The sequence below is a fragment of the Thalassococcus profundi genome (assembly GCF_003344785.1).
In the GTDB taxonomy this organism is placed as follows: domain Bacteria; phylum Pseudomonadota; class Alphaproteobacteria; order Rhodobacterales; family Rhodobacteraceae; genus Puniceibacterium; species Puniceibacterium profundi.
This window is the reverse complement of the sequence record NZ_QPMK01000009.1, coordinates 63050-89180: the sequence shown is the minus strand read 5'-3', so window position 1 is coordinate 89180 and position 26131 is coordinate 63050. Positions and strand designations below refer to the sequence as shown.

The 26131-nt window shown below is 65.7% G+C and carries 26 protein-coding genes and 1 riboswitch; of the genes, 16 read left to right on the top strand and 10 right to left on the bottom strand.

Going from position 1 to position 26131, the window contains the following annotated elements:
* Positions 1–76: 76 nt before the first annotated feature.
* A complete protein-coding gene (locus tag DU478_RS12960) occupies positions 77–430 on the bottom strand; it encodes a hypothetical protein (RefSeq protein ID WP_114511387.1) in 354 nt (117 codons plus the stop codon).
* Positions 431–941: 511 nt separating this feature from the next.
* On the opposite strand from DU478_RS12960, the gene DU478_RS12955 reads away from it, so the two are divergent.
* The 7 genes from DU478_RS12955 (at position 942) to metK (ending at position 7359) form a co-directional block, all read left to right on the top strand.
* Positions 942–1553, top strand: a complete 612-nt coding sequence (locus tag DU478_RS12955; protein WP_233501229.1) for an OmpA family protein — start codon at positions 942–944, stop codon at positions 1551–1553.
* A 13-nt stretch (positions 1554–1566) separates the two neighbouring features.
* Positions 1567–1884, top strand: coding sequence for a hypothetical protein (locus DU478_RS12950; RefSeq protein WP_114511386.1), 318 nt, complete (start codon positions 1567–1569; stop codon positions 1882–1884).
* Positions 1885–2032: 148 nt separating this feature from the next.
* Entirely contained in the window at positions 2033–3019 is a 987-nt protein-coding gene (locus DU478_RS12945; RefSeq protein ID WP_114511385.1) for a PhoH family protein, read from the top strand.
* Positions 3020–3088: 69 nt separating this feature from the next.
* On the top strand, positions 3089–3613 hold the full coding sequence (ybeY, locus tag DU478_RS12940) for an rRNA maturation RNase YbeY (RefSeq protein ID WP_114511384.1): 525 nt from the start codon (positions 3089–3091) through the stop codon (positions 3611–3613).
* A gap of 12 nt (positions 3614–3625) precedes the next feature.
* The gene (locus tag DU478_RS12935; protein WP_114511383.1) at positions 3626–4603 is read left to right on the top strand and encodes a hemolysin family protein; all 978 of its coding nucleotides are present in this window, start codon (positions 3626–3628) and stop codon (positions 4601–4603) included.
* A complete protein-coding gene (gene lnt, locus DU478_RS12930) occupies positions 4596–6086 on the top strand; it encodes an apolipoprotein N-acyltransferase (RefSeq protein WP_233501228.1) in 1491 nt (496 codons plus the stop codon). Before DU478_RS12935 ends, lnt begins: the two co-directional genes overlap by 8 nt.
* Before the next feature lie 38 nt (positions 6087–6124).
* Positions 6125–6172, top strand: a riboswitch (SAM-SAH riboswitch).
* 5 nt (positions 6173–6177) lie between these two features.
* A complete protein-coding gene (gene metK, locus DU478_RS12925; RefSeq protein ID WP_114511381.1) occupies positions 6178–7359 on the top strand; it encodes a methionine adenosyltransferase in 1182 nt (393 codons plus the stop codon).
* A 540-nt stretch (positions 7360–7899) separates the two neighbouring features.
* Here metK and nhaC read toward each other — a convergent pair.
* Positions 7900–9426, bottom strand: a complete 1527-nt coding sequence (gene nhaC / locus DU478_RS12920; protein ID WP_114511380.1) for a Na+/H+ antiporter NhaC — start codon at positions 9424–9426, stop codon at positions 7900–7902.
* A 390-nt stretch (positions 9427–9816) separates the two neighbouring features.
* Between nhaC and DU478_RS12915 the strand changes: the two genes are divergently transcribed.
* The 5 genes from DU478_RS12915 (at position 9817) to DU478_RS12895 (ending at position 14223) form a co-directional block, all read left to right on the top strand.
* Entirely contained in the window at positions 9817–10563 is a 747-nt protein-coding gene (locus DU478_RS12915) for a dienelactone hydrolase family protein (protein ID WP_114511379.1), read from the top strand.
* Positions 10563–11105, top strand: coding sequence for a histidine phosphatase family protein (locus tag DU478_RS12910; protein WP_114511378.1), 543 nt, complete (start codon positions 10563–10565; stop codon positions 11103–11105). Before DU478_RS12915 ends, DU478_RS12910 begins: the two co-directional genes overlap by 1 nt.
* A 42-nt stretch (positions 11106–11147) precedes the next feature.
* Complete coding sequence (gene trmB, locus DU478_RS12905) at positions 11148–11873, top strand: tRNA (guanine(46)-N(7))-methyltransferase TrmB (protein ID WP_114511377.1); 726 nt, start codon at positions 11148–11150, stop codon at positions 11871–11873.
* Positions 11874–12147: 274 nt separating this feature from the next.
* Positions 12148–13494 (top strand): 3-phosphoshikimate 1-carboxyvinyltransferase, encoded by a 1347-nt coding sequence (aroA, locus tag DU478_RS12900; protein WP_114511376.1) that lies wholly within the window; start codon positions 12148–12150, stop codon positions 13492–13494.
* A gap of 120 nt (positions 13495–13614) precedes the next feature.
* On the top strand, positions 13615–14223 hold the full coding sequence (locus DU478_RS12895) for a (d)CMP kinase (protein WP_114511375.1): 609 nt from the start codon (positions 13615–13617) through the stop codon (positions 14221–14223).
* Positions 14224–14233: 10 nt separating this feature from the next.
* Here the strand turns inward: DU478_RS12895 and DU478_RS12890 are convergent, their stop codons facing one another.
* Positions 14234–15472, bottom strand: a complete 1239-nt coding sequence (locus DU478_RS12890) for an ROK family transcriptional regulator (protein ID WP_407703167.1) — start codon at positions 15470–15472, stop codon at positions 14234–14236.
* 239 nt (positions 15473–15711) lie between these two features.
* Between DU478_RS12890 and DU478_RS12885 the strand changes: the two genes are divergently transcribed.
* From DU478_RS12885 to DU478_RS12875, 3 genes are all read left to right on the top strand, one after another.
* The gene (locus DU478_RS12885) at positions 15712–16686 is read left to right on the top strand and encodes a sugar ABC transporter substrate-binding protein (protein WP_407703166.1); all 975 of its coding nucleotides are present in this window, start codon (positions 15712–15714) and stop codon (positions 16684–16686) included.
* A 107-nt stretch (positions 16687–16793) separates the two neighbouring features.
* Entirely contained in the window at positions 16794–17885 is a 1092-nt protein-coding gene (locus tag DU478_RS12880) for an ABC transporter permease (protein WP_114511374.1), read from the top strand.
* Between the two features lie 61 nt (positions 17886–17946).
* Positions 17947–18732, top strand: a complete 786-nt coding sequence (locus DU478_RS12875) for an ATP-binding cassette domain-containing protein (protein WP_114511373.1) — start codon at positions 17947–17949, stop codon at positions 18730–18732.
* Between the two features lie 69 nt (positions 18733–18801).
* On the opposite strand, the gene DU478_RS12870 is transcribed toward DU478_RS12875, so the two are convergent.
* From DU478_RS12870 to DU478_RS12840, 7 genes are all read right to left on the bottom strand, one after another.
* A complete protein-coding gene (locus tag DU478_RS12870; protein ID WP_114511372.1) occupies positions 18802–19467 on the bottom strand; it encodes a phosphoribosylanthranilate isomerase in 666 nt (221 codons plus the stop codon).
* A gap of 122 nt (positions 19468–19589) precedes the next feature.
* Positions 19590–19940 carry a lipopolysaccharide assembly protein LapA domain-containing protein gene (locus DU478_RS12865; RefSeq protein WP_114511371.1) on the bottom strand — a complete coding sequence of 117 codons (351 nt, stop codon included), beginning with the start codon at positions 19938–19940 and terminating at the stop codon, positions 19590–19592.
* Positions 19941–19943: 3 nt separating this feature from the next.
* Positions 19944–20225: an integration host factor subunit beta gene (gene ihfB / locus DU478_RS12860; protein ID WP_114511370.1), complete on the bottom strand. Its 282-nt coding sequence runs from the start codon at positions 20223–20225 to the stop codon at positions 19944–19946.
* A 315-nt stretch (positions 20226–20540) separates the two neighbouring features.
* Positions 20541–22223, bottom strand: coding sequence for a 30S ribosomal protein S1 (gene rpsA, locus DU478_RS12855; protein ID WP_114511369.1), 1683 nt, complete (start codon positions 22221–22223; stop codon positions 20541–20543).
* A 245-nt stretch (positions 22224–22468) separates the two neighbouring features.
* Positions 22469–22813 carry an arsenate reductase (glutaredoxin) gene (gene arsC / locus DU478_RS12850; protein ID WP_325048100.1) on the bottom strand — a complete coding sequence of 115 codons (345 nt, stop codon included), beginning with the start codon at positions 22811–22813 and terminating at the stop codon, positions 22469–22471.
* The gene (locus tag DU478_RS12845; protein ID WP_114511368.1) at positions 22810–23880 is read right to left on the bottom strand and encodes a quinone-dependent dihydroorotate dehydrogenase; all 1071 of its coding nucleotides are present in this window, start codon (positions 23878–23880) and stop codon (positions 22810–22812) included. Before DU478_RS12845 ends, arsC begins: the two co-directional genes overlap by 4 nt.
* Positions 23877–24215 (bottom strand): DUF952 domain-containing protein, encoded by a 339-nt coding sequence (locus tag DU478_RS12840; protein WP_114511459.1) that lies wholly within the window; start codon positions 24213–24215, stop codon positions 23877–23879. The genes DU478_RS12845 and DU478_RS12840 overlap by 4 nt, the downstream gene beginning before the upstream one ends.
* A 208-nt stretch (positions 24216–24423) precedes the next feature.
* Between DU478_RS12840 and DU478_RS12835 the strand changes: the two genes are divergently transcribed.
* Entirely contained in the window at positions 24424–25983 is a 1560-nt protein-coding gene (locus DU478_RS12835) for a bifunctional metallophosphatase/5'-nucleotidase (RefSeq protein ID WP_114511367.1), read from the top strand.
* Positions 25984–26131 lie beyond the last annotated feature (148 nt).

Here is a 26131-nt window from a genome sequence, read left to right as displayed (position 1 = left end):
TCCGGATCACGTGTCGCTGCCTGACATCAAGGATTTTAACGCGTTCGGTGATGCATCCCGTTTTACGTTGAACGCCCTAGTGGTTCTTGTTCCGGTGCGAGGCCGCGTCGTGGAAAATCCGCTCCATCGTGGCCTTCAGGGCGCCCGGGTTGTTGACCAGACGGTCGTCGCGGCACACCCGCTCGGCGATGGCATGGGCGGTTTCGAAGGTGTAACCGGCGTTCACCAGGCTGTCGACGAAGTTGGAATTCGGACGGTCCCAGATCACGTCCTTCCACGGACCGCGGAAGCAGCTCACTTCGATCACCGTCCGTTCATGGACGTGTGGCCGGTCGAGATGGGGATGATGGTGGGTGTTGTTCGCGCCATGCGCCCAGACCGGGCTGGCGAGTGCCGCCGCGAAGGCCGCAATTACGATGGAAGTTTTCATGAGCAGGCCTCTTGGGCTGAGGGGTTAATCTTTAATGACGAATCACCGGGCGCCGTCTTGGCCAGCATGCACTCCGGCCAGTGATGCCTCAAAATAGCCACAATTCGGCCGCGTTCATAGAAATTTAACCTTTGGGTTCCGGTTTGGGAACAGTCACCCCAAAGACCGGACATTGTCGTCTTTACTGGAACAGTCACAAGGCGTCGTCTTCGGACCCTGTGAATGGCTGCAAAGGCGTCGTCGTCAGGCATTCTTTCACCGTCTGTCCGGCCGGGGGTACGCACCGCCTCTGTACCGTCCGGTTTCGGTCCGCGGCCGGCCCTTGTTTCGTGGCCATCCTTGCGTCTGCGCCAGGTGCCGCATGCCGGTCCAAATAACCGCCATTCCCAAAGGTTTTCGCTTCACACATCGGTTTTGTTTGCTAAGGTGTTGTTTATAGTGAGTTTGCCTGCTTGCGGCACGAATCCATGCTGCCGGGCTGGGGGAAGAAACAATAAAAGGGACAAAGGCTGTGGCGAATTTCTTTACCAAAGCCATCAGCGCCGTGGCAGTCGCCGCGGTGTTGGCCACCGGAGCGGGACTGGCTGCCACCAGCGCCGCGCAGGCGGACGAGGCGGGCGCATCTGTGCCGTTCATTTCCACGCAGAACACCCGCACCATCCGCGGTGAGCGGTACATTCCCGGCATCTGGGTCGATCCCGATGGCTGCGAGCACTGGGTGATGGACGACGGCGTGGAGGGCTACATGACGCCGCATGTCACCCGCAAGGGCATCCCGGTCTGCCGGCGCTCGAATGTCTGCGGCGTGATGAACACCGACCAGTTCTTCGCCACCGACAAGTTCCACATCTCCCACGCTGGCCGCGCCAAGCTGGCGGAATTCTTCCGCTCCGCCTCGGCCACCGCCTACGTGATCGCGGGCCACACCGACAGCCGCGCGAGCGACGAATACAACATGCGCCTGAGCTACAACCGCGCCAACGCGGTCGCGGCCGTGGGCCGGTCCATCGGCGCCAACATCGTCGACATCCGCGGCTTCGGCGAACGCATGCCCGCGGCCTCCAACGCAACCGCGACCGGCATGGCCAAGAACCGCCGCGTCGAAATCATCTGCATCCGCTGAGGGGACCCGGAACATGACATTTGCAAGAACGCTTCTGGTCCTGCCCCTGATTGCCGGTGTGGCGGCCTGTTCGCCGGACATCCCGATCGGCCCGGACAAGAGCCAAGACCGCAACTTCTTCGACCGCGACGACCTAAGCGGCATGCGCGCCGGCATCTGGGTCGACCCGGTAGGCTGCGATCACTGGATCATCGACGACGGGGTCGAGGGCTACCTCTCCGCGCGTCTCGACAAGTACGGCAAGCCGGTCTGCTCGGGCACCGCCCCGCCGACCGTCGCCACCGGCGATTTCAAGCAGGGTTCGACCAGCATCATCGGCGATCCGCTCTGATCTTCGGACGTATGGACTTCGGCAATGGCCGCGCAGCTGCCCGCTGCGCGGCCATTTGCTTGTGGCGCGGGGCCTGACGCCGGGAACCGCTTGCCTTGGAGGGCTGCAAAAGGCAGCATCAAGACGACTCGCCAGATCGGAGACATGCGTGATAACAGGCACCCAGAGCCCGCCCGCCGCCGAAGCTCTCATCGAATTTCCCGACAACCGCTTGCTGATCGAACTCTGCGGTGAATTTGACCGCAACCTCACCGAAATCGAGACCCGCCTGGGAGTACAGATCCTGCGCCGCGGCAACCTGCTGGCGGTCTACGGCGATGCCGCCGCGCGGGCCGAGGCGACCGAGGTGCTGCAGGCGCTCTATGCGCGGCTCGAACAGGGGCGGCCGGTCGATCAGGGCGACATCGACCGCGAATTCCGCATGAACAGCGACACGCCTGGCCCCGATGCGCAGCTCGAGATGTTCCAGGGCGGCAAGGTCGAGATCAAGACCCGCAAGAAGCTGGTGGAACCGCGCACCGACGCGCAGAAGGCCTATGTCCGGTCGCTTTACCAGAACGAGCTCGCCTTCGGCATCGGCCCGGCGGGGACCGGCAAGACCTATCTTGCCGTGGCGGTGGGGGTGAACATGTTCATCACCGGCCAGGTCGACAAGATCATCCTCAGCCGCCCGGCGGTCGAGGCGGGCGAGAAACTGGGCTACCTGCCCGGCGACATGAAGGACAAGGTCGACCCCTACATGCAGCCGCTCTACGACGCGCTGAACGATTTCCTGCCCGGCAAGCAGCTGGCCAAGATGATCGAGGAAAAGACCGTCGAGATCGCACCGCTGGCCTTCATGCGCGGCCGCACGCTCAGCAATGCCTTCGTGGTGCTGGACGAGGCGCAGAACGCTACATCGATGCAAATGAAGATGTTCCTCACGCGCCTGGGCGAAGGGTCGCGCATGGTCATCACCGGCGACCGGACCCAGATCGACCTGCCGCGCGGTGTGCCCTCGGGCCTCTCGGATGCGGAACGGCTGCTGGGCCAGATCCCCAAGATCAGCTTCAACTACTTCACCGCCCGCGACGTGGTGCGCCACCCGCTGGTCGCTGCGATCATCGAGGCCTATGAAAAAGACGGCGGCGTCTAGGCCGGATCCCGTGCTTCATCTTGCCGATAAACTCCGGGGGTTCGGGGGCAGCGCCCCCGAGAACATGCGATGCTGACCGAAACCATTGTCGAGGATGCGGGCTGGCAGGCGCTCGACATCGCATCCCTGGCCGAAACCGCCGCCACTTCGACGCTGCGGCACCTGGGTCTCGACCCTGCTCGCTATGAAATCGCGGTACTCGCCTGCGACGACGACCGCATCGCGGCACTCAACGCCGATTTCCGCGGCAAGCCGCAGCCCACCAACGTTCTGAGCTGGCCCGCCTTCGACCTGGGCTCCGACCGGCCGGGCGGCGCGCCCGAGGAGGTCCCGCCAGGGACCGAGGAGGAACCCGAAACCCTGGGTGACATCGCCATCGCCCTGAACACCTGCCTGCGCGAGGCATCGGTGGCGGGAAAGCGCCCAGAAGAGCACGTGACGCATTTGATCGTCCACGGGGTGTTACATCTGCTGGGATATGACCATATCAGTGATGTCGATGCCACGTTGATGGAACGCAACGAGGTTGCCATACTTGGCAAACTGGGTCTGCCTGACCCATATATTGAAATGACCGGGCCGCAGGCCCTCTGAGAGATAGGAACAATGGGCGATACCGACGGCTCGTCTAACGCGGCGCACAGCGCGCAGAAGACGGAAGAACACGAAGACCACCCCGAACAGAGCGGATTTTTCCGCCGCATCGCCGCGGCCTTTGGCGGCTCCGATACCCCCGAAGAAGCCAGCAACGGGCAATCTTCGGCCCAGGCGCCGCGCCTGACCCACGGGATGATCAATCTGCGCCGCATGCGGGTCGAGGACGTGTCGATCCCGCGCGCCGACATCATCTCGGTGCCCGACACCATCTCAAAGGAGGATCTGGTGAAGATCTTCCGCGAAAGCGGTCTCACCCGGCTGCCGGTTTATTCCGGCACGCTCGACACGCCCGTCGGCATGGCGCATCTCAAGGATTTCGCGCTGATGCACGGGTTCAACGGCTCGGGCGCCCGGTTCAGCCTCAAGAAGATGCTGCGCCCGCTGCTCTTCGTGCCGCCCTCGATGCCGATCGGCGTGCTGCTCACCAAGATGCAGACCGAACGCCGCCACATGGCTCTGGTGATCGACGAATACGGCGGCGTCGACGGGCTCGTCACGATCGAGGACCTGATCGAACAGGTCATCGGCGAGATCGAGGACGAGCACGACACCGACGAAGGCACCTTCTGGACCCGCGAGAAATCCGGCTGCTACCTGGCGCAGGCCAAGACCCCGCTCGAGGATTTCGAGGCCGAGATTGGGCTCGAGCTGACCGACGACGACGAGATCGACGGTGAAGAGATCGACACGCTGGGCGGTCTGATCTTCATGCTGGCCGGTCACGTGCCCGCTCGCGGCGAGATGGTGCCGCATCCCTCCGGCGTGGAATTCGAAGTGGTCGACGCCGATCCGCGGCGGATCAAGCGGGTGCGCGTGCGCATGCCCGGCAGCCCCGGCACCGCGGCAGCCGCCGCCTCTGCCAAGCAGCCCGCCACACGCACGGACCCCGCCACGGCAGCAGAGCATACCGGCTCCGGCCGTGCGTGACACTGTCATCGGGCCGTATGCCCGGCTGCCCCTGGCCATCGGGGCAGGGGCCCTCTTCGCTTTGGGTCAGGCGCCCTTCGACCTCTGGCCCGTGGCGCTCTGCGGGCTGGTGGCGGGTGTCTGGCTGCTCGACCGGCACATGCCGGCGCACAGCGGTGCCGGTATCGGCTGGGGCTTCGGCCTTGGCTACTTCGCACTGGCGCTCAGCTGGATCTACGAGCCCTTCCAGATCGACGCCGCCGCCACCGGCTGGATGGCGCCCTTTGCCGTCGTCGGTCTGGCGGGCGGACTCGCGTTGTTCTGGGCGCTGGCCTTCTGGGCCACGGCGCGGACGGGGCGGCTTTGGGCGCTGATCCCGTTCTTCGCCGGGGCCGAGCTGATGCGGACCTACGTCCTCACCGGGTTTCCCTGGGCGCTGCTGCCCTATGTGTGGGCGCCTACCAACGCTATCCAGTGGGTCTCGGTCGTCGGCCCGCATGGCCTGAGCCTGCTCACCGCCGGTGTCGCGGTGCTTGTTGTGCAGGCGCTGCGGCGGCGCAATCTGGGGTTCGGGGCCGGTGCCGCGGCGCTCGTGGCGGGTCTGATCGGCGGCGGCGCACTGATCAAGCCCGCTCCGCAGGACCTTGCCGACCGTCCCGTGGTGCGGCTGATCCAGCCCAATGCCCCCCAGCAGGAGAAATGGCGCCGCGACATGATCCCGGTGTTCTTCAACCGGCAAGTGGATCTCACCGCGGCGGGGCCGCCCGCCGATCTGGTCGTCTGGTCCGAAACCGCGCTGCCGATGCTGCTCGCTAATGCCGGCGAGGCGCTGGCCGTGATCCGCGACGCCGCCGGTCCGGTGCCTGTGGTCGTGGGCGTGCAGCGTGAAGAGGCGGGGAATTATTATAATTCCCTGGTGGCGGTGCAGCCGGGCACCGAGGTCTATCAGTATTACGACAAGCATCACCTGGTGCCCTTCGGGGAATACATGCCGATGGCCAGTGTCTTTGCACGGTTCAACATCTTCGGCCTCGCCACGCGCGCGGAGGGCGGCTATGCGGCCGGACCGGGGCCCGCGCTGCTGGACCTCGGACCGCTTGGCCGGGCGTTGCCGCTCATTTGTTACGAGGCGGTGTTTCCGCAGGATGTGGGCACCGCGCCCGAGCGTCCGGATATGCTCCTGCAGATCACCAACGACGCCTGGTTTGGCACCTGGTCGGGTCCGTACCAGCACCTTGTGCAGGCCCGCATCCGCGCGATCGAGCAGGGCCTGCCGATGCTGCGGTCTGCAAACACCGGCGTCTCGGCGGTGATCGACGGCGGTGGACGGGTGCTGGCCTCGCTGCCGCTTGGGGTCGCGGGAAAGCTCGACCACCCCCTGCCGCCGCCGCTGCCGCCGACGATCTATGCGCGCACCGGCGATCTGCCGGCCTTCGCGCTGATCGCTATGCTGGCCGCAGCGGCGGTGATCACGCGCCGGCGGCGCCCGCCGAATACCGATTGACCTAAGCTGCGACGCAGCGTACGCAGTCCGCTATTCAATCCCTGCCACAACGGCTTCCTGGCGTGGCGGGCGAACCCAATGGAGCGTTATCATGTCTCGTAAAGACTATATTTTCACCTCGGAATCCGTTTCCGAGGGCCACCCGGATAAGGTCTGCGACCGGATTTCCGATGCCATTCTCGACGCTTTCCTGTCCGAGGATCCGCTGGCCCGCGTCGCTTGCGAGACGTTTGCCACCACCAACCGCGTGGTGATCGGCGGCGAGGTCGGTCTGTCCGATCAGGCGACGCTCGAAAAGTACATGGCCAAGATCCCCGACATCGCCCGCGCCTGTATCCGCGATATCGGCTACGAGCAGGACAAGTTCCATTGGAAGACCTGTGAGATCAGCAACCTGCTGCACGAACAATCCGCCCATATCGCACAGGGCGTGACCGGCGGCGGAAATCGCGACGAAGGCGCCGGCGACCAGGGCATCATGTTCGGCTATGCCACCAACGAAACCGATGCGCTGATGCCGGCACCGATCCTGTTTTCGCATGCCATCCTCAAGCGCCTGGCCGAGGTCCGCAAGGACGGAACCGAACCGCTCCTGCGCCCGGATGCCAAGTCTCAGTTGTCGGTCCGGTACGAGAACGGCAAGCCGGTGGGCGTGTCCCAGATCGTCCTGTCGACCCAGCATGCCGACGAACGCCAGACCAGCGACGACATCCGCGCCATCGTGGAGCCCTACATCCGCGAGATACTGCCCGACGGCTGGATCGACGGCGATACTGAATGGTGGGTGAACCCCACGGGGACCTTCGTCATCGGCGGACCCGACGGCGACGCGGGCCTGACGGGCCGCAAGATCATTGTCGACACCTATGGCGGCGCTGCACCGCATGGCGGCGGCGCCTTCTCGGGCAAGGACCCGACCAAGGTCGACCGCTCGGCGGCCTATGTGGCGCGCTACCTCGCCAAGAACGTCGTGGCGGCAGGCATGGCCGAGCGCTGCACGATCCAGCTTTCCTATGCCATCGGCGTGGCCAAGCCGCTGTCGATCTATGCCGACACCCACGGCACCGGAGAGGTGGACGCCGCTGCCATCGAACGTGCCATTCCCAAGGTCATCGACCTCACCCCGCGCGGCATCCGCACGCACCTCGACCTCAACAAGCCGATCTACGAACGTACCGCGGCCTACGGCCATTTCGGTCGCGCGCCCGAAGAGGACGGCGGCTTCAGCTGGGAACGCACCGACCTGGCCGAGGCGCTGAAGAAGGAAGTCTGAGCCACAGTCTTTCGGAGTGGAAGGGGCGGCCAGGTGCCGCCCTTTGCATTTCGCGGTGCAAATGAGCGCAAGGGGCTCGGAGCGCAATGTCAGCTTCGAGACCTCCGCGGAACTTGCCCGCGCGGAATCAAGGCCGAAGGCCGCCGCGCATCGCCGGGCCGCCCCCCGGCACGGCGATATGTCTGCCGCAAGCGCAACGATCTGATCTCTTTCGGATTTGCGGGTATAAAGCTCTGCATCTCACACGTTGGATCGCCGCACCGCGGCCCGTCGATGCGCGGCTTGTGCAAGGCCCACTCCGTCCGCAACGCCCGACCTCTGGCGCGGAGGTCTCTCGAAGATTGCTGCGGGAGACTGAATTGGACGCAATTTCATGCCCGCAGGGATCTCGGCCATAATTTGCACCACGAAAGGCCAAGGGCCGGGCCACGGGCCTCCCTTTCCCTTTGCAACTTGCCCCGGGAACTGTCCACAGCGGTGGGCAAAGAAAACGCGCCGCCCGCATGGGACGGCGCGCAAGCTGTTATTCGATGCTTGACGTCACTCGGCCGGAGCGGCCTTGGCATCGGTTCCGAAATCCGGGCGCTCGTAGCCGTAATCCGACATGTCGGTGATATCGCGCCCATGCTGCTGCCAGTCGGCGCGCTCCGCCTCGGACGCCTTGGGCGAGAACAGCCCGGTCCAGGCGTAGAGGATTCCGATGATTGGAGTCATCCAGCAGGCAAAGGACATCGGGATGTAGAGCAGGTTCTCGAGGTTCCCGGCGCCGATGCCCAGCCCCAGCGCCGAAATGACGAAGGCGCCGCCCGCGTTCCACGGGATCATCGGCGACATCAGCGTGCCGCCTTCCTCGATGCCGCGGCTGAGATTGAGCGTCGAATAGCCCATCCCGCGGTAGACCGGCGAATACATCCGGCCCGGCAGCGCGATCGACAGGTACGGATCGCCCGCGACGAGGTTGGTGGCGAAGGAGGTGCCGATGGCCGCCGTCTGCACTCCGGCAAAGCTGTGCACCTTGCGCAGGATCGCGGCGATAATCGTCTGCAGGCAGCCGGTCCGTTCCAGCGCGCCGCCGAAGCCGAGCGCGATCAGAATGAGCGATATGGTCCACATCATCGACTGGATGCCGCCGCGGTTGAGCAGGCTGTCGATCTCGCTCACCCCCGTGTCGATGGAGTAGCCGCTGTTGGCGTACTGGAACACGTCATGCAGCCCCGAACCCTGCGACAGGATCGCGGTGAGCCCGCCCAGAACCACCCCGGCAAAGAGCGACGGGATCGGCGGCTGCTTGGCCACGGCCAGCGCGATGACCAACACGGCGGGCAGCAGTAGCCAGGGCGAGATCAGGAAATTGTCCTGCAGCGCCGTGGTGATGGCTTCGATCCGCTCGAAGGTGGCATCGCCGCCCTCGACCATGCTGAACCCGGCCCAGATATAGATTGCCAGCGCGATCAGCATCGCCGGAACCGTCGTCGGCATCATGTTCTGGATATGGGCAAAGAGGTTCTGCCCTGTGACAGCGGGCGCGAGGTTCGTGGTGTCCGACAGCGGCGAGATCTTGTCGCCGAAGAAGGCCCCCGAAACGACCGCGCCGGCGGTCCAGTAGACCGGCACGTCGAAGCCCGCGCCGATGCCCATGAGCGCAAGGCCCACCGTGCCGACCGTGCCCCAGGAGGTCCCGAGGGAGACCGACACGACGGCGCACATGATCATCGCGGCGGCCAGGAAGATCTGCGGCGACAGCAGGATCAGCCCGTAGTAGATCAGCGTCGGCACCGTGCCGCTGGCGATCCAGACGCCGATGATCATGCCCACGACGATCAGTACCGACACCGAAGGCAGGGCGACGGTGATGACGTGAAACACCCCGTCCTCGAGGCTGGGCCAGTCATGGCCCAGGTAGACGCCGACAAACCCGGTGATCGCAAGGCCGATGGCCAGCGGGATCTGCGGGGTGAAATCGTTGAAATAGAAAAGTTGCAGCGCCAGCAGAAGCAGCGTCAGAATGACCGGCGTCAGCGCCAGCGCGAGCGATGGCTTGCGCGGAGAAATCTCGTCTTTCGACATGGTTTTTCCTTTATTCAAGGTGACGGATGCGGGCGGGTCGAAAAGGGCCGAGGCCGTGATGTATCCGGCGGTCCTGGCCGGGCTTCGGCGGATGACTTGATCGCGACACGGGAAGTCACAAGAGCCAAGCCTATGTTTCAAAACGGCGTTCCGGCGCGTTCAGGGCCATTTTTCCATCTGGGGCGACGCGGGGCCGTTCACCGAGCCTGCAACGTCATGCCTTCTGGCGCAACAATAAGTTGTTCCGAACCCGGCGATGGCGGGGCCATACCCGCGTCCGGAACAGGGCTTGCGCCGTTCGGCGGCGCAGCCGCCTTTTCTTTTGCGGCAAAGAGCTACCTTCCGGCAGGCACACCGCAAGACGCCAGCCACATCACGGGAGGAGACCAGATGATCCGTACCAGTCTAGCCATCGTCGCACTGACCGCGGCCACCGCGGCTCAAGCCGAAATCACCGCCGATTACCACCGCTACACTGTGGGGGACCGAGAATACGAAGGCTACGTCGCCACCAACACCGCGATCACACCCAAGGGCACGGTGCTGATCGTGCACGACTGGGACGGCATGACCGCCTACGAGGAGCGCCGCGCGCAGATGCTGGCGGCGCTTGGCTACACCGCCTTTGCCATCGACGTCTACGGCGCCGACGAGGACCCGCAGAGCGTCGAAGAGAACCGCGCCCTGTCCGGCGCGCTCTACGGCGACCGCGAGGAGTTCCGGGCGCGGCTCATGGGCTCTATCGCCGAGGCGGCGAACATCACCGGCGCCACCGACAACGTGGCGATGATGGGGTATTGCTTTGGTGGGGCGGCGGTGCTCGAAGCGGCGCGCGCCGGGGCGGAACTCAATGGCTTCGTCAGCTTCCACGGCGGGCTGGGCACGCCTGAGGGGCAGGACTACTCGGCCGCCAGCGCCCCGGTGATGCTGTTCCACGGCAGCGCCGATCCGGTGTCGGGCATGGCGGACCTCGCAGCACTTCTGGACGAATTGCAGGCGGCGGGCGTCGAACACGGCGCCGAGGTCTTCGGCGGTGCGCGCCACAGCTTCACGGTGCATGGCTCGGACGATTACGATCTGACCGCCGACCAGGAAAGCTGGGAGGGGCTGCTCGAGTTCCTCGACGTGCAACTCTGATGCTGACGCGTCTTGTCCTTTGCCTCGGCCTGCTCTGGCCGGGGCTCGTCGCTGCCAACGACTGGGACGCACTCGACCAGCCCGGCGCCTTCGCGATCATGCGCCACGCGCTGGCCCCAGGCACCGGCGATCCCGCGGGGTTCGACATCGACGATTGCAGCACCCAGCGCACGCTCAGCGACCAGGGCCGGGATCAGGCCCGGGCCGTCGGCGCAGCCTTTGCCGAGCGAGGCATCGCTTTCGACGCGGTGCTGACCTCTGAGTGGTGCCGCTGTTCGGAAACCGCGGAGCTGCTGGCGCTGGGCCCTGTGGAGGCGGCGCCAGCCTTAAATTCCTTCTTCGGCGATTACGACCAGCGCGCATCGCGGACCGAGGCGGCGCTGGCGTTGCTGCGGGACCGTGACGACCGACTGTTCGTGGTGACGCACCAGGTCAACATCAGCGCGCTCGCCGGGCAGGGCACCCAGTCGGGCGAGGTGCTGGTGGTGCGCACGGGCGCGGACGGGCTGGAGGTGCTGGGGTCGATCTACGTCGCCTCCTGAGAGGCGTTGCGCGCGCGGCGCGGGACGGCTACACCGCGCCGCATGAGCGACAAGAGACCCTCCGACACCCATCCCACCGGCGCGCCCTGGCGCAACTTCTACGGCCGCTTCAAGGGCAAGACCCTGCGCCCCAGCCAGGAAGCCTACCTCGACGAGGATCTGGATGCGCTGTCGCCCGGGGCCGTCGACTGGGAAGACAACCCCGAACGGTCGCCGCTGGACCTCGGCACCCGTTTCGGTGGCGCGCCGGTGTGGCTCGAGATTGGCTTTGGCGGCGGCGAGCACCTGGTGCATCAGGCCGCCGAGAACCCGCAGGCAGCGATCATTGGCTGCGAGCCCTTCATCAACGGCGTGGCGATGCTTTTGGGGAAGGTTCGGCAGGCCAAGGTCGGCAACCTCGCGATCTACCCCGGCGACGTGCGCAACCTCTTCGACGTGCTGCCCGATGCGGGTATCGAAAAGGCGTTCCTGCTCTATCCCGATCCCTGGCCCAAAAAACGGCATCACCGCCGCCGCTTCGTCACGCCGGAATTCTTGGAGCCGCTGCACCGCGTGCTGGTCCCGGGCGCCGAATTCCGCGTCGCGACCGACATCCCCGACTACGTGCGCCAGACCCTCGTCGAGGTGCCGCGCGCCGGGTTCGATTGGCTGGCGGAGCGGCCCGCCGACTGGCGGCAGCCCTGGGGCGACTGGACCTCGACCCGCTACGAGCAGAAGGCGCTGCGCGAGGGCCGGGTGCCTCATTATCTGACCTTCCGCAGGCGTTAGCCGCCGGAGCCTCCGGCGGGAGGTTTGTTGGCAAGATGAAGTTTGGGGCGTGGCGCGCCTGGGGTGACTTGAGATTGCCGGGTTGCAAGCCCACCGGCTGACGTTTCGCGGGCAGCAGGTGCCGGAGCCTCCGGCGGGAGTTTAGGGGCAAGATGAAGCCGGGGCGGATCGCAGTGGCGGGTGCCGCCGGGATTTTCGCCAAAGAGCGTGAGCGGGTGATGGACGCGGGGCGGGGGCGTTGCTATCAGGCGCGGGCAACAGAGGATCACCGCACATGTCAGCTCACGGCCCCGCCATCCCGATGATTTCACGCAAATGCGGCGCGCTCACCGGCACGGCGGAGGTGCCGGGCGACAAGTCGATTTCGCACCGGGCGCTGATCCTCGGGGCGATGGCCGTGGGCGAGACGAAGATCGCCGGTTTGCTGGAAGGCCAGGACGTTCTGGACACCGCGAAGGCGATGCGGGCCTTCGGGGCCGAGGTGACGGATCACGGGGCCGGGCGCTGGTCGGTGCACGGCGTCGGCGTCGGTGGTTTTGCCGAGCCCGGGACCGTCATCGACTGCGGCAATTCCGGCACCGGCGTGCGGCTGATCATGGGGGCGATGGCGACCTCGCCCATCGTCGCGACCTTCACCGGCGACGCGTCGCTCAACAAGCGGCCGATGGCGCGGGTGACCGATCCGCTGGCGCTCTTCGGCACGCAGGCCTATGGCCGGTCGGGCGGGCGGTTGCCGATGACCATCCTCGGCGCTTCCGATCCGGTGCCGGTGCGCTACACGACGCCCGTGCCCTCGGCGCAGGTGAAATCGGCGGTGCTGCTGGCGGGCCTCAACGCGCCCGGCGAAACCGTGGTGATCGAGCGCGAGGCGACGCGCGATCATTCCGAGCGCATGCTCGCGGGCTTCGGTGCGGAGCTGTCGGTCGAGGACAGCGCCGACGGGCGGGTCATCACACTGAAAGGCCAGCCCGAGCTGCGCCCGCAGGAGATCACCGTGCCCCGCGACCCGAGTTCCGCCGCCTTTCCGGTCTGCGCAGCGCTGATCACCGAAGGGTCGGACGTGCTGGTGCCGACCATCGGGCTCAACCCGACGCGGGCGGGGCTCTTTACCACGCTGCAGGAGATGGGCGCGGATCTGACCTTCGAGAATCTGCGCGAGGAGGGCGGCGAGCCGATGGCCGACCTGCGCGCGCGCTTCTCGCCCGACCTCAGGGGCATCGAGGTGCCGCCCGAACGCGCCGCGTCGATGATCGACGAATACCCGGTGCTGTCTGTGGTCGCGGCCTTTGCCACGGGGCGCACGGTGATGCGCGGGGTCAAGGAACTGCGGGTCAAGGAATCCGACCGGATCGAGGCCATGGCCAGCGGGCTGCGGCTCAACGGCGTGACGGTCGAGGACGGTCCCGACTGGTGGATCGTGGAGGGCCGCGGGCACGGCGGCGTCACGGGCGGCGCCGAGGTGCAGAGCCATCTCGATCACCGCATCGCCATGGCGTTCCTGATCCTCGGCATGGCGTCGACCAGGCCGGTAACGGTGGACGATGGCGGGCCGATCGCCACGTCTTTCCCGATCTTCGAACCGCTGATGTCCCGTCTCGGCGCGCAGATAGAACGTCTTTAATGGCGGTATTTTAATGGCTTGCGCGGGGGTGCTGAGGCGATGCCCGAGCAAGTGGAGCATTGCCGCTTGCGCAATCCGCGCCCCCGCCGCAGTCTGGGGCGGCGCGTCACAGGAGGCAGCATGGCATTCACCATCGCAATCGACGGGCCCGCGGCGGCGGGCAAGGGCACGATTTCCAAGGCCCTGGCGGAGCATTTCGGCTTTGCGCACCTGGACACCGGGCTGCTCTACCGCGCGGTGGGTCGGCGCACGCTGGACGGCACGCCCGCGCATGACGCCGCGCTGGCGCTGACGGCGCAGGATCTGGAGGCGGGCGATCTGCGCACGCCCGAGGTGGCGCAGGCGGCCTCCAAGGTGGCGGTGATCCCCGAGGTGCGCGCGGCGCTGCTGGATTTCCAGCGCGCCTTTGCCCGGCGCGACGGCGGCGCGGTGCTGGACGGGCGCGACATCGGTACGGTGATCTGTCCCGAGGCCGAGGCCAAGCTTTTCGTCATCGCCAGCGCCGAAGTGCGCGCCAAAAGGCGGTTCGAGGAACTAAGGAGCGCCGGGATCGAGACCGAGTACGACGCGGTGCTGCGCGACGTGCACGACCGCGACGCGCGTGACATGGGGCGGGCGGATTCGCCGTTGCGGCCGGCCGAGGATGCCGAAGAACTCGATACTTCCGAGCTGGACATCGGTGAGGCCGTGGCCCGCGCCGTGGCCATGGTGTCGAAGAAAATCGTCTGACGGCAGGCGATTACGCCAGCTTCATGATCGCGTTCTGATCCACGAGGAACCGCATCGACAGCGGCAGGCTGGCCGCCCCCAGCGCGCGCGCATCCGGGCCGGCGGTGCCTTCGGAGATCTGTGGCGGCGAGATTCCGGCGAGGTTGTGCTGGCCGAGGTGATGGCGGGTGCGTGCGACGATGGCGCGGCGCACCGTCTCTGGAATCCAGCCGTCGATCAGCGCCGCCTCGAAGTCTATGAGCGTTGTGGCGGACAGGACGGCCGAGGCGATCCCGGCGGCGGTCAGGTCGATCCAGTCGTCGAGGATACCGTCATCGACCTGCCATGTCTCGGGCGACGGCCAGAGCGAGTCGGCGCTGTGACCCGCGGTGCGCAGGCGGCGTTCCAGCACCGACAGCGAGGCGATGTCGATCAGCTGGTGCACCTCGCCGCCGCTGGCGATGGGCATCGACCCGATCGCCCCCGCGTTGCCCGACTTGCCGGAAAACAGGCTGCCGTTCAGGACGATGCCGCCGCCAATGAAATAGCCGATGTAGAAATAGATGAAGTCCTGCGGCTTCTGCGAAGTGCCGAACACCAGTTCCGCGCCGCAGGCGGCGGAGGCGTCGTTCTGCAGATAGACCGGGAAGGTCAGCCGCGCCGCGAGGTCCGCCTGGATGTCGACATGCCGCCAGGAGGCCATGGCGTCTTCGGGCACGCCGATGGACTTGGCCCAGTCCCAGAGCTGGAACGGGATGGCGATGCCGAGGCCCGAGATGCGGTCCCGATCGCGTGGTGACAACTGCGCGGTGAGCTCGTCGACGCCGCTTAGGGCGAACTCCAGCGTCGCTTCGGGGGTGGGGTAGGCGTGGATGCGGTGCAGGCGGCTCTGCACCTCGCCAAGGAAGTTCGTCAGCACCATGTCGAGGCTGCGCCGCCCGATCTTGAGCCCGAAGAAAAACGCGCCCGCGGGATCGAGGTGCATCGGCACCGAGGGCTGGCCGACGCGGCCGCGCACCGGTTCGCCCTTGGCCAGCAGCCCGTCGGTTTCCAGCGCCCGCATGATCACCGATACGGTCTGCGCCGAAAGGCCGGTCATCCGGGCGATATCGGCCTTTGCCATCGGGCCGAGGCGGCGTAGGATGGACAGCACAAGACGTTCGTTATGGGCGCGCATGCCGGATTGATTCGATCCGCGAATGCTGGTCACGGTTTCCTGGTCTGCCTGTACGCCTGGGTTTTTCTCGTTCACATCCCGTCCTCCCTCGATGACGCAGAATGGAAGAGAGACGCAGAGTCTGTCAATAATAAATAAGAGTGATTTATTTAATATTGACAGAAGCAGGTGATTCCCTGTTTCTTGGTTGCAGAGGGCATTCTGGGAGGATGCCCCGACTCAGCGGGGCCGGACCCCCCGCGGATTGCACGCATTTCTGGGAGGAAACCAACGTGACAAACACCTTTACCAAAGCTGCCCTGCTGGGCATGACCGCGGCTGGCCTTGTCGGCATGGCAGGCGGGGCGCAGGCCGCATCGCATTCGATCAGTGCCTGCCTGATCACCAAGACGGACACCAACCCGTTCTTCGTCAAGATGAAAGAGGGCGCCGAGGCCAAGGCCGAGGAACTGGGCATCGAGCTGAACTCCTACGCGGGCAAGATCGACGGCGACGTCGAAACCCAGATCGCCGCTGTCGAAAGCTGCATCGCCGCCGGAGCCAAGGGCATCCTCATCACCCCGTCGGACGGCCCGTCGCTGACCCCGATCATCACCCAGGCGCGTGAAGCCGGTGCGCTCGTGATCGCGCTCGACACGCCCTTCGAACCCGCCGACGTGGCCGATGCGACCTTTGCCACCGACAACTTCAAGGCCGGTGAGCTGATCGGCGAATGGGCTGCCGCCAGCCTCGAGAATCCCGAGGAGGCCAAGATCGCGATGCTGGACCTCAACGCCAGCGAAGTCTCCGTGGACTACCTGCGCAACAACGGTTTCCTTCAGGGCTTCGGCATCGACATCAAGGACCCGACCGACATCGGCGACGAGGACGACCCCCGCATCGTCGGCAACGACGTGACCAACGGCAACGAAGAGGGCGGCCGCACCGCGATGGAGAACCTGATGCAGGTCGATAGCTCCATCAACGTGGTCTACACCATCAACGAACCCGCGGCGGCCGGCGCTTACGAGGCGCTGCGCTCCTTCGGCATGGAAGACCAGGCGCTGATCGTGTCGGTCGATGGCGGCTGCCCCGGCGTGCAGAACGTCAAGGAAGGCGTGATCGGCGCCACCTCCATGCAGTTCCCGCTGCTGATGGCGTCGCTGGGCGTCGAGGCCATTGCCAAGTTCGCCGAAGACGGCACCAAGCCGGAGAATTCCGAAGGCCTGGATTTCACCAACACCGGCGTCGAGCTGGTGACCGACAATCCGGTCGACGGCATCCCGTCGATCACCTCCGACGAAGCTCTGGAGAAGTGCTGGGGCTGACCCCGCGCTTTTCGGGAAGGGGCGTCGCGCTCCTTCCCACCCCACCTCTCACAAAACTTTGACCCGACATTTCGTTTCGGCCACGCTGGACCGGAGGAGGAGAGATCATGTCTGACACACCGAAGGGGTCCCGCAAGACGGGACAGGATTTCGAAAGCACGCTGAGTTCCAGCGACACGAAAGTGGCCGCCTTCGAGCGCAAACACCGCGGCGTAATGGACACGATCCAGCACGTTCTGCACCTCAATCCGACCCTGGTGCCGGTGATGGTGCTGGTGGCCAGCGTCCTGATCTTCAGCCTGCCGATGGTCACCGAGGGCAAGTTCCTGACCATGTTCAACCTCAGCCTCGTGATGCAGCAGGTGTCGATCATCGGCATCCTCGCGGCGGCGCAGTCGCTGATCATCCTGACCGCGGGCATCGACCTGTCGGTGGGGGCGCTGATGATCTTTTCGGCGGTGGTCATGGGGCTCACGGGCGTCAACCTCGGGATGCCCAGCTTCGTCGCGCTGATCCTCGGTTTCGTGGTCGCGATCGGCGGTGGGCTGGTGAACGGGCTCTTCGTGACCCGCGTGAAACTGCCGCCTTTCATCGTAACGCTGGGCACCTGGTACATCTTCTTGTCGATCCTGCGCCTTCTGACCGGCTCGCAGTCGATCCGCAGCCAGGATCTCGATGCCGAGGCGCCGTTTCTAAAGATATTCGGCTCGTTCATTTCGCTGGGCTCGGCGCGGATCACTTTTGGAGTGATCCTGATGATTCTGGTCTTCGCGGTCCTGTGGTACATGCTCAACAAGACCGCCTGGGGCCGTCACGTCTATGCCATCGGCGACGACAAGGAAGCCGCCGAACTGGCCGGGATCAAGACGGACCGGATGCTGCTGACCGTCTACATGATGGCCGGTCTGGTGGTCGGCATCGCCGCCTGGGCCTCGATCGGGCGGGTCGGATCGATCTCTCCCAACGCCTTCGCCGAAGCCAACCTGCAAAGCATCACCGCCGTCGTGATCGGAGGCATCTCACTCTTCGGCGGGCGCGGCTCGATCCTGGGTCCGCTCTTCGGCGCGCTGATCGTCGGCGTGTTCGAGAGCGGCCTGCGCCTCGCCGGGCTCGACGTGCAGTGGCAGGTCTTCGCCATCGGCTGGCTGATCATCCTTGCCGTCGCCATCGACCAGTGGATCCGGAAGGTGTCGGCATGAACGTCGTCCCGCAACCCCTTGCAATCGCGGCAGGTCCGCTCGATTTCGGAAAGGTATCGCAATGACACAGGCACCCATCCTCAAGGCCCGCGGACTGGTCAAGCGCTATGGCCGCGTGACGGCCCTCGACAACGCCGACTTCGACCTCTACCCCGGTGAAATCCTCGCTGTGATCGGGGACAATGGCGCCGGAAAATCCTCTCTTATCAAGGCCCTGTCGGGCGCCGTTCAGGTGGACGAGGGCAGCATCGAACTGGAAGGCAAGCCGATCACCTTCAGCTCTCCGCTGGGTGCGCGCAACGCGGGGATCGAAACGGTCTACCAGACGCTCGCCCTGTCCCCGGCGCTGTCGATCGTCGACAACATGTTCGTCGGCCGCGAGATCCGCAAGCCGGGCTTCATGGGCAAATACCTCAAGATGCTGGACAAGAAGGCGATGGAGGAGTTCGCCCGCGAAAAGCTCAGCGAACTCGGCCTGATGACGATCCAGAACATCAACCAGGCGGTGGAAACGCTGTCGGGTGGCCAGCGCCAGGGCGTTTCGGTGGCCCGCGCCGCTGCCTTCGGGTCCAAGGTCATCATCCTCGACGAGCCGACCGCCGCCCTTGGCGTCAAGGAAAGCCGCAAGGTGCTCGAGCTCATCCAGGACGTGCGCTCGCGGGGGATTCCCATCGTGCTCATCAGCCACAACATGCCGCATGTCTTCGAAGTGGCCGACCGTATCCACGTTCACCGGCTGGGCCGCCGGCTCTGCGTTGTGAACCCGGACGATTACACCATGTCCGACGCGGTGGCCTTCATGACCGGCGCCAAGGAACCGCCCGCCGAGGCGATGAGCGCGGCCTGATCTTCCCGGCGATGAAAACGCCCCGTCCTTCGAACCGAAGGGCGGGGCGACTGCATTGCGCAGTGTCGTTCAGACCAGTTTCGGAACCGTCGGCCGCACCGTCGCCGCCGCGACGAAAGCGGCAATCCTGCCCGCGTCCTTGATCCCTGGCGCCGCCTCCACGCCCGACGACACGTCGACCTGCCGCGCGCCGGTCAGGGCGATGGCCTCGGCGACGTTGTCCGGCGTCAGCCCCCCGGCCAGCATCCAGGGCACCGGCCAGCGCCGCCCGGCGATCAGCCGCCAGTCGAAGGACAGCCCGTTGCCGCCGGGCAGGGCCGCGTCCTGGGGCGGCTTGGCATCGACCAGCAACTGATCGGCCACGCGGCCATAGTCCAACAGCGCGGGCAGGTCGCTTTCATCGGCGACGCCTACCGCCTTCATCACCGGCAGGCCGTAGCGCGCGCGGAGCGCGGCGACCCGTTCCGGGCTCTCGGTGCCATGCAGTTGCAGCATGTCGAGGGGCACTTGGGCGGTGATCGCATCCAGCAGCGCATCATCCGCATCGACCACCAGCGCCACCTTGGCCAGCCCCGGCGGCGCCGCGACGGCCAGAGCCCGCGCCCGGTCGACCTCTACATGGCGCGGTGATCTCGGAAAGAACACGAATCCCGCATAGGCCGCGCCGGCATCCGCCACGGCGGTAACGTCCTCGGGCCGTGTCAGCCCGCAGATCTTGACCCTGATGTCCGACATCGTCGTTTCGCCTCGCGCGCCTGTTTCCAAGGGCGTCAAATACTCCGGGGAGTCCGCGCGCCGGCGCGCGGACGGGGCAGCGCCCCCAAACGAAAAGGGTTTCGCCTTCGAACGAAGACTCTTCAGCTCGCCTGATCGAGCAGCGCCAGAACCTCGTCCTTGTCCTTGTCGCGCTCGCCCTTCACGCGTCGCAACTCGCGCTGCAGCTGCTTGACCTCGGACTGGCGGCGGGCGGCTTCGGCGCGGTGCTTGTGCTCGCGCAGCCATTCCCAGATGAAGCCGATCAGCAGGCCCGCGGCGATGCCGCCGAAAATCACCAGAAACAGCGGCAGGCTGATCGTTTCCTGGAACCCCAGCAGAGCCGAGACGTCGGCGGGCAGCAGCTGCAGTGTGACAAGGCCGCGGTTGGCCAGGGCCACGCAGATCAGGACAACGGCCAGAGCGGCCAGGAAGGCATAGCGGATATAGCGCATGGATTACTTTCCGTTCAGGCGGTCGCGCAGCAGCTTGCCCGTCTTGAAAAAGGGCACGTGCTTTTCCTCGACCTCGACGGATTCCCCGGTGCGCGGATTGCGGCCCACGCGCGCATCGCGCTTTTTCACGGAGAACGCGCCGAAGCCGCGCAGTTCGACCCGGTCGCCCCGGGCCATGGCATCGGTGATCTCTTCGAAGATGGTGTTCACGATACGCTCGACGTCGCGCTGGTACAAATGCGGATTCTCGTCGGCGATCTTCTGAATCAGTTCAGACCTGATCATGGTCGCTAATCCCCCCAAGACGCTGATCCGCGTCTGAAATTGTTATGCATCGACTATAGGACGAGTTCGGCAAAACGGAAACACGATCCGGCGTGAAAAATCCAATATTTGCAGAGGCTTTGGGGCCATTGGCGGAATTTTGCGACTTTTCGCGGCCGTTCCCGCGGGGAATTCCGGGCTTCGCTTCCGCGCTGTCGCCGGTCCCCGGGGCATTGATTCGGGCTTGGGACGCCGTGCAGCCGGGCACCGTTCGGGGCACGAAAAAGCCCCGTGCACGCGGCACGGGGCTTTGGATCGGATCGTCGTGGACGCCGTTTAGTCGTCGTCGCGCTTCAGCGCCGCACCCAGGATGTCGCCGAGCGACGCACCGGAGTCGGAAGAGCCGAACTGTTCCACGGCCTCTTTCTCTTCGGCGATCTCGCGCGCCTTGATCGACACGCCCAGGCGACGGGTCTTGCTGTCCACGTTGGTCACGCGCACATCGACCTTGTCACCGACAGAGAACCGCTCGGGGCGCTGTTCGGCGCGGTCGCGGCTCAGGTCGGAGCGGCGGATGAAGGACTTCATGCCCTCGTATTCCACCTCGATGCCGCCGTCCTCGATCGCGGTGACGGTCACGGTGATGATCGAACCGCGCTTCACGCCGCCCACGGCTTCGGCGAACTTGTCGCCGCCGAGCGCCTTGATCGAGAGCGAGATGCGCTCCTTCTCGGTGTCCACTTCGGACACGACCGCCTGCACCACGTCGCCCTTGCGGTAGTTCTGGATGGCATCCTCGCCACGCTCGTCCCAGCTGAGGTCCGACAAGTGCACCATGCCGTCGATTTCGCCATCGAGACCGATGAAGAGACCGAATTCGGTGATGTTCTTGACCTCGCCCTCGACCTGCGTGCCCTCGGGATGGGTTTCCGCGAAGACTTCCCACGGGTTGCGCATGGTCTGCTTGAGGCCCAGCGACACGCGGCGCTTGGCCTGGTCGATTTCCAGCACCATGACTTCGACCTCTTGGGAAGTCGACACGATCTTGCCGGGGTGCACGTTCTTCTTGGTCCAGGACATCTCGGAGACGTGGACCAGACCTTCGACGCCCGGTTCCAGCTCCACGAAGGCGCCGTAATCGGTGATGTTGGTCACGCGGCCCGCATGCACGGATTCCAGCGGGTACTTGGCCGCGACCAGGTCCCACGGATCTTCCTGCAACTGCTTCATGCCGAGGCTGATACGATGGGTTTCCTTGTTGATCTTGATGACCTGCACCTTGACGGTTTCGCCGATCGACAGGATCTCGGACGGGTGGTTCACCCGGCGCCAGGCCATGTCGGTGACGTGCAGCAAGCCGTCCACACCGCCGAGGTCGACGAAGGCGCCGTATTCGGTGATGTTCTTGACCACGCCGTCCACGGCCTGGCCTTCGGTGAGGTTGCTGATGACCTCGGCGCGCTGCTCGGCGCGGCTTTCTTCGAGGATCGCACGGCGCGACACCACGATGTTGCCCCGGCGGCGGTCCATCTTGAGGATCTGGAACGGCTGCTTGAGACCCATGAGCGGGCCGGCGTCGCGCACCGGCCGCACATCGACCTGGGAGCCGGGCAGGAAGGCCACGGCACCGCCGAGATCGACGGTAAAGCCGCCCTTGACGCGGCCGAAGATCGCGCCTTCGACGCGGGCATCGTCGGCATAGGCTTTTTCCAGACGGTCCCAGGCTTCTTCGCGGCGGGCCATTTCACGGGAAATGACGGCTTCGCCACGGGCGTTCTCGACCTGACGGAGGAACACCTCGACCTCGTCGCCGACGGAAATGTCGGGCTGTTCGCCGGGGTTCGCAAATTCCTTGAGTTCGACGCGGCCTTCCATCTTGTAACCGACGTCGATGATGGCTTGGCCCGCCTCGATGGCGATGACCTTGCCCTTGACGACAGACCCTTCGTCGGGCGTGTCCATTTCGAAGCTTTCGTTCAGGAGGGCTTCGAATTCCTCCATGGATGCTTTAGCGCACATGCGTGTGTGTTTTCCTATCTTACGTCTATTTGCTGGCCGTGCGGTTGTCTCCGCCGGTCTTGGATTGGTCCTGACGCCACCGCAAAACGACAAAGGGCCGGTGGTTGTCCGACCCTGCCTGTGTTTTTGTTCTGCGGCGAGAAACGCCGTGTCGACGCCGGGTCTATAACGTGACGAACCCTGCATGACAAGCCTGATGCGCAGCGGACCCGTGGTCGTCGGGGCGGTGCGCGAAGGGGTCGCCCTCAGTCGAGCAGGGCACGCAGCGCCTCGGGCGGGCGGCCGATCGCCGCGCGATTTCCACGGATCGCGATGGGACGTTCGATCAGTCGCGGCGCTGCCGCGAGGGCGCGCAGAACGGTCTCGGTGTCGCTGTCGCTCCGCAGGCCCATTGCCGCGAATTCCGGCTCTTTCCGGCGCACCATCTGCATCGCCGGGACGTCCAGCAGATGCAGGACCGCGCGCAACTCGTCGACGGTTGGCGGATCGTCCAGGTAGCGGCGGACGGACAGGGCCGGGCCGCTCTCCTGCAAGAGCGCCAGTCCGGCGCGCGATTTCGAACACCGCGGATTGTGCCAATAGGTGATCACAGCCAGTCCTTCCGCCCCGTGCCCACCGCTTCGGCCACCGAGCCGAAACCATCGCGCGCCAGAAGCCGGTCCAGCCCCCGCGCGATCTCGGGCAGCAGCGACAGCCCGCCATAGACCAGCGCCGTGTAAAGCTGCACCGCTGAAGCGCCCGCGCGGATCTTGGCATAGGCCTGTTCCGCCGATCCGACGCCGCCCACGCCGATCAGGGGCAGGCGACCGTCCGTCAGAAGCGACAGACGCGCCAGCACATGGGTCGACCGTTCGAACAGCGGCTGCCCCGACAGGCCGCCCGCTTCGGAGGCCAGCGAAGAGGTCAGCCCGGTGCGGTCCAGCGTGGTGTTGGTGGCGATGATGCCCGCGACACCCGCCGCGATGGCGACTTCCGAGATGTCCTTGAGCGCGCCGGCATCGAGGTCGGGCGCGATCTTGAGAAACACCGGGATCGGTTTCGCCAGACCGTTCCGCGCCTCGATCACCCCGCCCAGAAGGGCCGCGAGCGCGTCCTTGCCCTGCAGGTCGCGCAGTTTCTCGGTGTTGGGCGACGACACGTTGACCGTGGCGAAATCCAGGTGACGCCCGCAATGGGCCATGACCTGGGCGAAATCCGCCGCCCGGTCGGCGCTGTCCTTGTTGGCGCCGAGGTTGAGGCCGATCACCGCGTCGCGCGGGCGGGTCGACAGCCGCTCGGCCATCGCCTCCATCCCGTCGTTGTTGAAGCCGAAGCGGTTGATCGCCGCCCGGTCGCGCGTCAGCCGGAAGAGCCGCGGCCGCGGGTTGCCGGGTTGCGCAAGCGGCGTGGTGGCGCCAACCTCGAGAAAGCCGAACCCCGCACGCGACAGACCCAGCAGCGCCTCTGCATTCTTGTCGAACCCCGCGGCCAGACCCACAGGGTTGGGCAGGTGCAGCCCCGCCACCTGGGTCCGCAGCCGGTCGGAACTGATCAGGCCCGGCGCCGGGGTGAGTCCCGCGCGCAGCGCCGTCAGCGCCAGCCCGTGCGCCGTCTCCGGATCGACGCGACGCAGCAGGGCAAGCCCGGCGCGTTCGATCCGTGCGGCTGCGGCGGTCATGGCAGCAATCCCTCGAACCGGTGCCGTCCATCCCGCAGCGGCAGGTCGCGGGTCCAGAGCACGTCTTCGCGGCGCAACGGGCGGTAGAGGTGCGGGAAGTCGACGCCGCCGCGCGACACCTCCCAGATCAGCGCATCGCCCAGCCCGTCCGCTTCGACTGCCAGCAGCTTGAGACCGTCCTCGCCGTTGAAATGCTTGGCGGCGGTCTCGGCGACGGTTTCGGCGGTGGAGAAATGGATGTAGCCGTCGGCCAGGTCGACCGGGGCGCCCTTGGTCTCTCCCGCGCGGGAGAAGGCCTCGTGTTCGTCTCTGCGGAATATCTTGTAGATCAGCATGGCGTTGACATGCCGTGCCAGACCGGATTTGGCAAGAGGCAGAGGCTCCGGCGGGCGGCGCGGCAAAAGATGCCGCACCGCCGGACATTCGGGCAGCCTCTGGCGCATGACGTCGGGGCGCGCGACGGCGGCCCGCGCATGCGTCTGGACAGGGGCGATGCCTTGGGTCTAGCGTTTACCCATCAAGAAGCCCAGCAAAGGAAATCCCATGACACTGCATCGTCTTCTGTCCGGCGCGGCGGCGCTGGCGCTGACCACCGGTGCGGCCAGCGCCGAATATGCGCTGACGATCCTGCACACCAACGACTTTCACGCCCGGTTCGAACCGATCAGCGCCTACGATTCCGGCTGCTCGGTCGAGGACAACGAAGCAGGAGAGTGTTTCGGCGGCTCGGCCCGGCTGATGACGGCCATCGAGGATGCCAAGGCGCGCAGCGACAACTGGGTGCTGGTGGATGGCGGCGACCAGTTCCAGGGCACGCTGTTCTACACCTATTACAAGGGCAAGCTCGCCGCCGAGATGATGAACAACATGGGCTACACCGCGATGACCGTGGGCAACCACGAATTCGACGACGGTCCCGAGGTTCTGCGTGGTTTCATGGACGCGGTCGAGTTTCCGGTGCTGATGTCCAATGCCGATGTCTCGGGCGAACCGCTGTTGGCTGATGTGCTGATGAAATCGACGGTGATCGAACAGAACGGCGAAAAGCTGGGCTTCATCGGGCTCACCCCGCAGGACACCGACGAACTGGCCAGCCCCGGGCCCAACATCGTCTTTACCGACCCCTCGGACGCGGTGCAGGGCGAGGTCGACAAGCTGACCGAAGAGGGCGTGAACAAGATCATCGTGCTGTCGCATTCGGGCTATGGCGTCGACCAGCGGGTGGCCGAGAACACCACCGGCGTCGACGTGATCGTCGGCGGCCATTCCAACACGCTCTTGGGCGACATGGAGGGCGCGGCCGGCGCCTATCCCACGGTCGTCAACGGCGTGCAGATCGTTCAGGCCTATGCCTACGGCAAGTTCCTGGGCGAGCTGAACGTGACCTTCGACGACGCGGGCAACGTGACCGAAGCCACCGGCGCGCCGCTCCTGATGGATGCCTCCGTGGCCGAGAACGAAACGATCAAGGCGCGCATTGCCGAAGCCGCCGCCCCGCTCGAGGAGATCCGCAACCGCGTGGTGGCCGAGGCCGGCATGGCCGTGGTGGGCGATCGCGACGTCTGCCGCGCGATGGAATGCGGCATGGGCAACCTCATCGCCGATGCGATGCTGGCGCGCGTGCGCGACCAAGGCATCGACGTGGCGATCCAGAACAGTGGCGGCATCCGTGCGTCGATCGACGAAGGCGAGGTGACCATGGGCGAGGTGCTGACCGTGCTGCCGTTCCAGAACACGCTCTCGACCTTCCAGGTCTCGGGCGCGACGCTGGTCGAGGCGCTGGAGAACGGCGTGAGCCAGATGGACGAAGGCGCGGGCCGCTTCCCGCAGGTCGCCGGCATGAGCTTTGTCGTCGATCCCGCGGCAGAGGTCGGATCGCGCGTGTCTTTGGTGATGATCGGCGGCGAACCGGTCGACCCGGCGCAACTCTACGGCGTGGTGTCCAACAACTATGTGCGCAACGGTGGCGACGGTTACAGCATGTTCGTCGAGGCCGAGAACGCCTATGACTTCGGCCCGGACCTGGCCGACGTGACCGCGGAATACATCGCCGAGAACGCGCCCTACACGCCCTATACGGACGGCCGGATCACCATCAAGTAAGGTCTGATCCTTCTATCCTGGCGCCCTCGCAGGTCTCTGCGGGGGCGTTTTTTGTGAGGCTAGAACTGTAAGGCCGCGCGTCGGCGGGCCACGGACCGGCGATCGCAGGTTGCCGCCAAAGTGCTTTATGCCGGCCAAATACATCTTC

Bases quoted from the DNA above. Each gene is read 5' to 3' on its own strand.
- DU478_RS12960 (WP_114511387.1), bottom strand. From the start codon at position 430: ATGAAAACTTCCATCGTAATTGCGGCCTTCGCGGCGGCACTCGCCAGC.
- DU478_RS12950 (WP_114511386.1), top strand. From the start codon at position 1,567: ATGACATTTGCAAGAACGCTTCTGGTCCTGCCCCTGATTGCCGGTGTG.
- ybeY (WP_114511384.1), top strand. From the start codon at position 3,089: ATGCTGACCGAAACCATTGTCGAGGATGCGGGCTGGCAGGCGCTCGAC.
- DU478_RS12935 (WP_114511383.1), top strand. From the start codon at position 3,626: ATGGGCGATACCGACGGCTCGTCTAACGCGGCGCACAGCGCGCAGAAG.
- metK (WP_114511381.1), top strand. From the start codon at position 6,178: ATGTCTCGTAAAGACTATATTTTCACCTCGGAATCCGTTTCCGAGGGC.
- nhaC (WP_114511380.1), bottom strand. From the start codon at position 9,426: ATGTCGAAAGACGAGATTTCTCCGCGCAAGCCATCGCTCGCGCTGGCG.
- DU478_RS12915 (WP_114511379.1), top strand. From the start codon at position 9,817: ATGATCCGTACCAGTCTAGCCATCGTCGCACTGACCGCGGCCACCGCG.
- DU478_RS12910 (WP_114511378.1), top strand. From the start codon at position 10,563: ATGCTGACGCGTCTTGTCCTTTGCCTCGGCCTGCTCTGGCCGGGGCTC.
- trmB (WP_114511377.1), top strand. From the start codon at position 11,148: ATGAGCGACAAGAGACCCTCCGACACCCATCCCACCGGCGCGCCCTGG.
- aroA (WP_114511376.1), top strand. From the start codon at position 12,148: ATGTCAGCTCACGGCCCCGCCATCCCGATGATTTCACGCAAATGCGGC.
- DU478_RS12895 (WP_114511375.1), top strand. From the start codon at position 13,615: ATGGCATTCACCATCGCAATCGACGGGCCCGCGGCGGCGGGCAAGGGC.
- DU478_RS12885 (WP_407703166.1), top strand. From the start codon at position 15,712: ATGGCAGGCGGGGCGCAGGCCGCATCGCATTCGATCAGTGCCTGCCTG.
- DU478_RS12880 (WP_114511374.1), top strand. From the start codon at position 16,794: ATGTCTGACACACCGAAGGGGTCCCGCAAGACGGGACAGGATTTCGAA.
- DU478_RS12875 (WP_114511373.1), top strand. From the start codon at position 17,947: ATGACACAGGCACCCATCCTCAAGGCCCGCGGACTGGTCAAGCGCTAT.
- DU478_RS12870 (WP_114511372.1), bottom strand. From the start codon at position 19,467: ATGTCGGACATCAGGGTCAAGATCTGCGGGCTGACACGGCCCGAGGAC.
- DU478_RS12865 (WP_114511371.1), bottom strand. From the start codon at position 19,940: ATGCGCTATATCCGCTATGCCTTCCTGGCCGCTCTGGCCGTTGTCCTG.
- ihfB (WP_114511370.1), bottom strand. From the start codon at position 20,225: ATGATCAGGTCTGAACTGATTCAGAAGATCGCCGACGAGAATCCGCAT.
- rpsA (WP_114511369.1), bottom strand. From the start codon at position 22,223: ATGTGCGCTAAAGCATCCATGGAGGAATTCGAAGCCCTCCTGAACGAA.
- DU478_RS12845 (WP_114511368.1), bottom strand. From the start codon at position 23,880: ATGACCGCCGCAGCCGCACGGATCGAACGCGCCGGGCTTGCCCTGCTG.
- DU478_RS12840 (WP_114511459.1), bottom strand. From the start codon at position 24,215: ATGCTGATCTACAAGATATTCCGCAGAGACGAACACGAGGCCTTCTCC.
- DU478_RS12835 (WP_114511367.1), top strand. From the start codon at position 24,424: ATGACACTGCATCGTCTTCTGTCCGGCGCGGCGGCGCTGGCGCTGACC.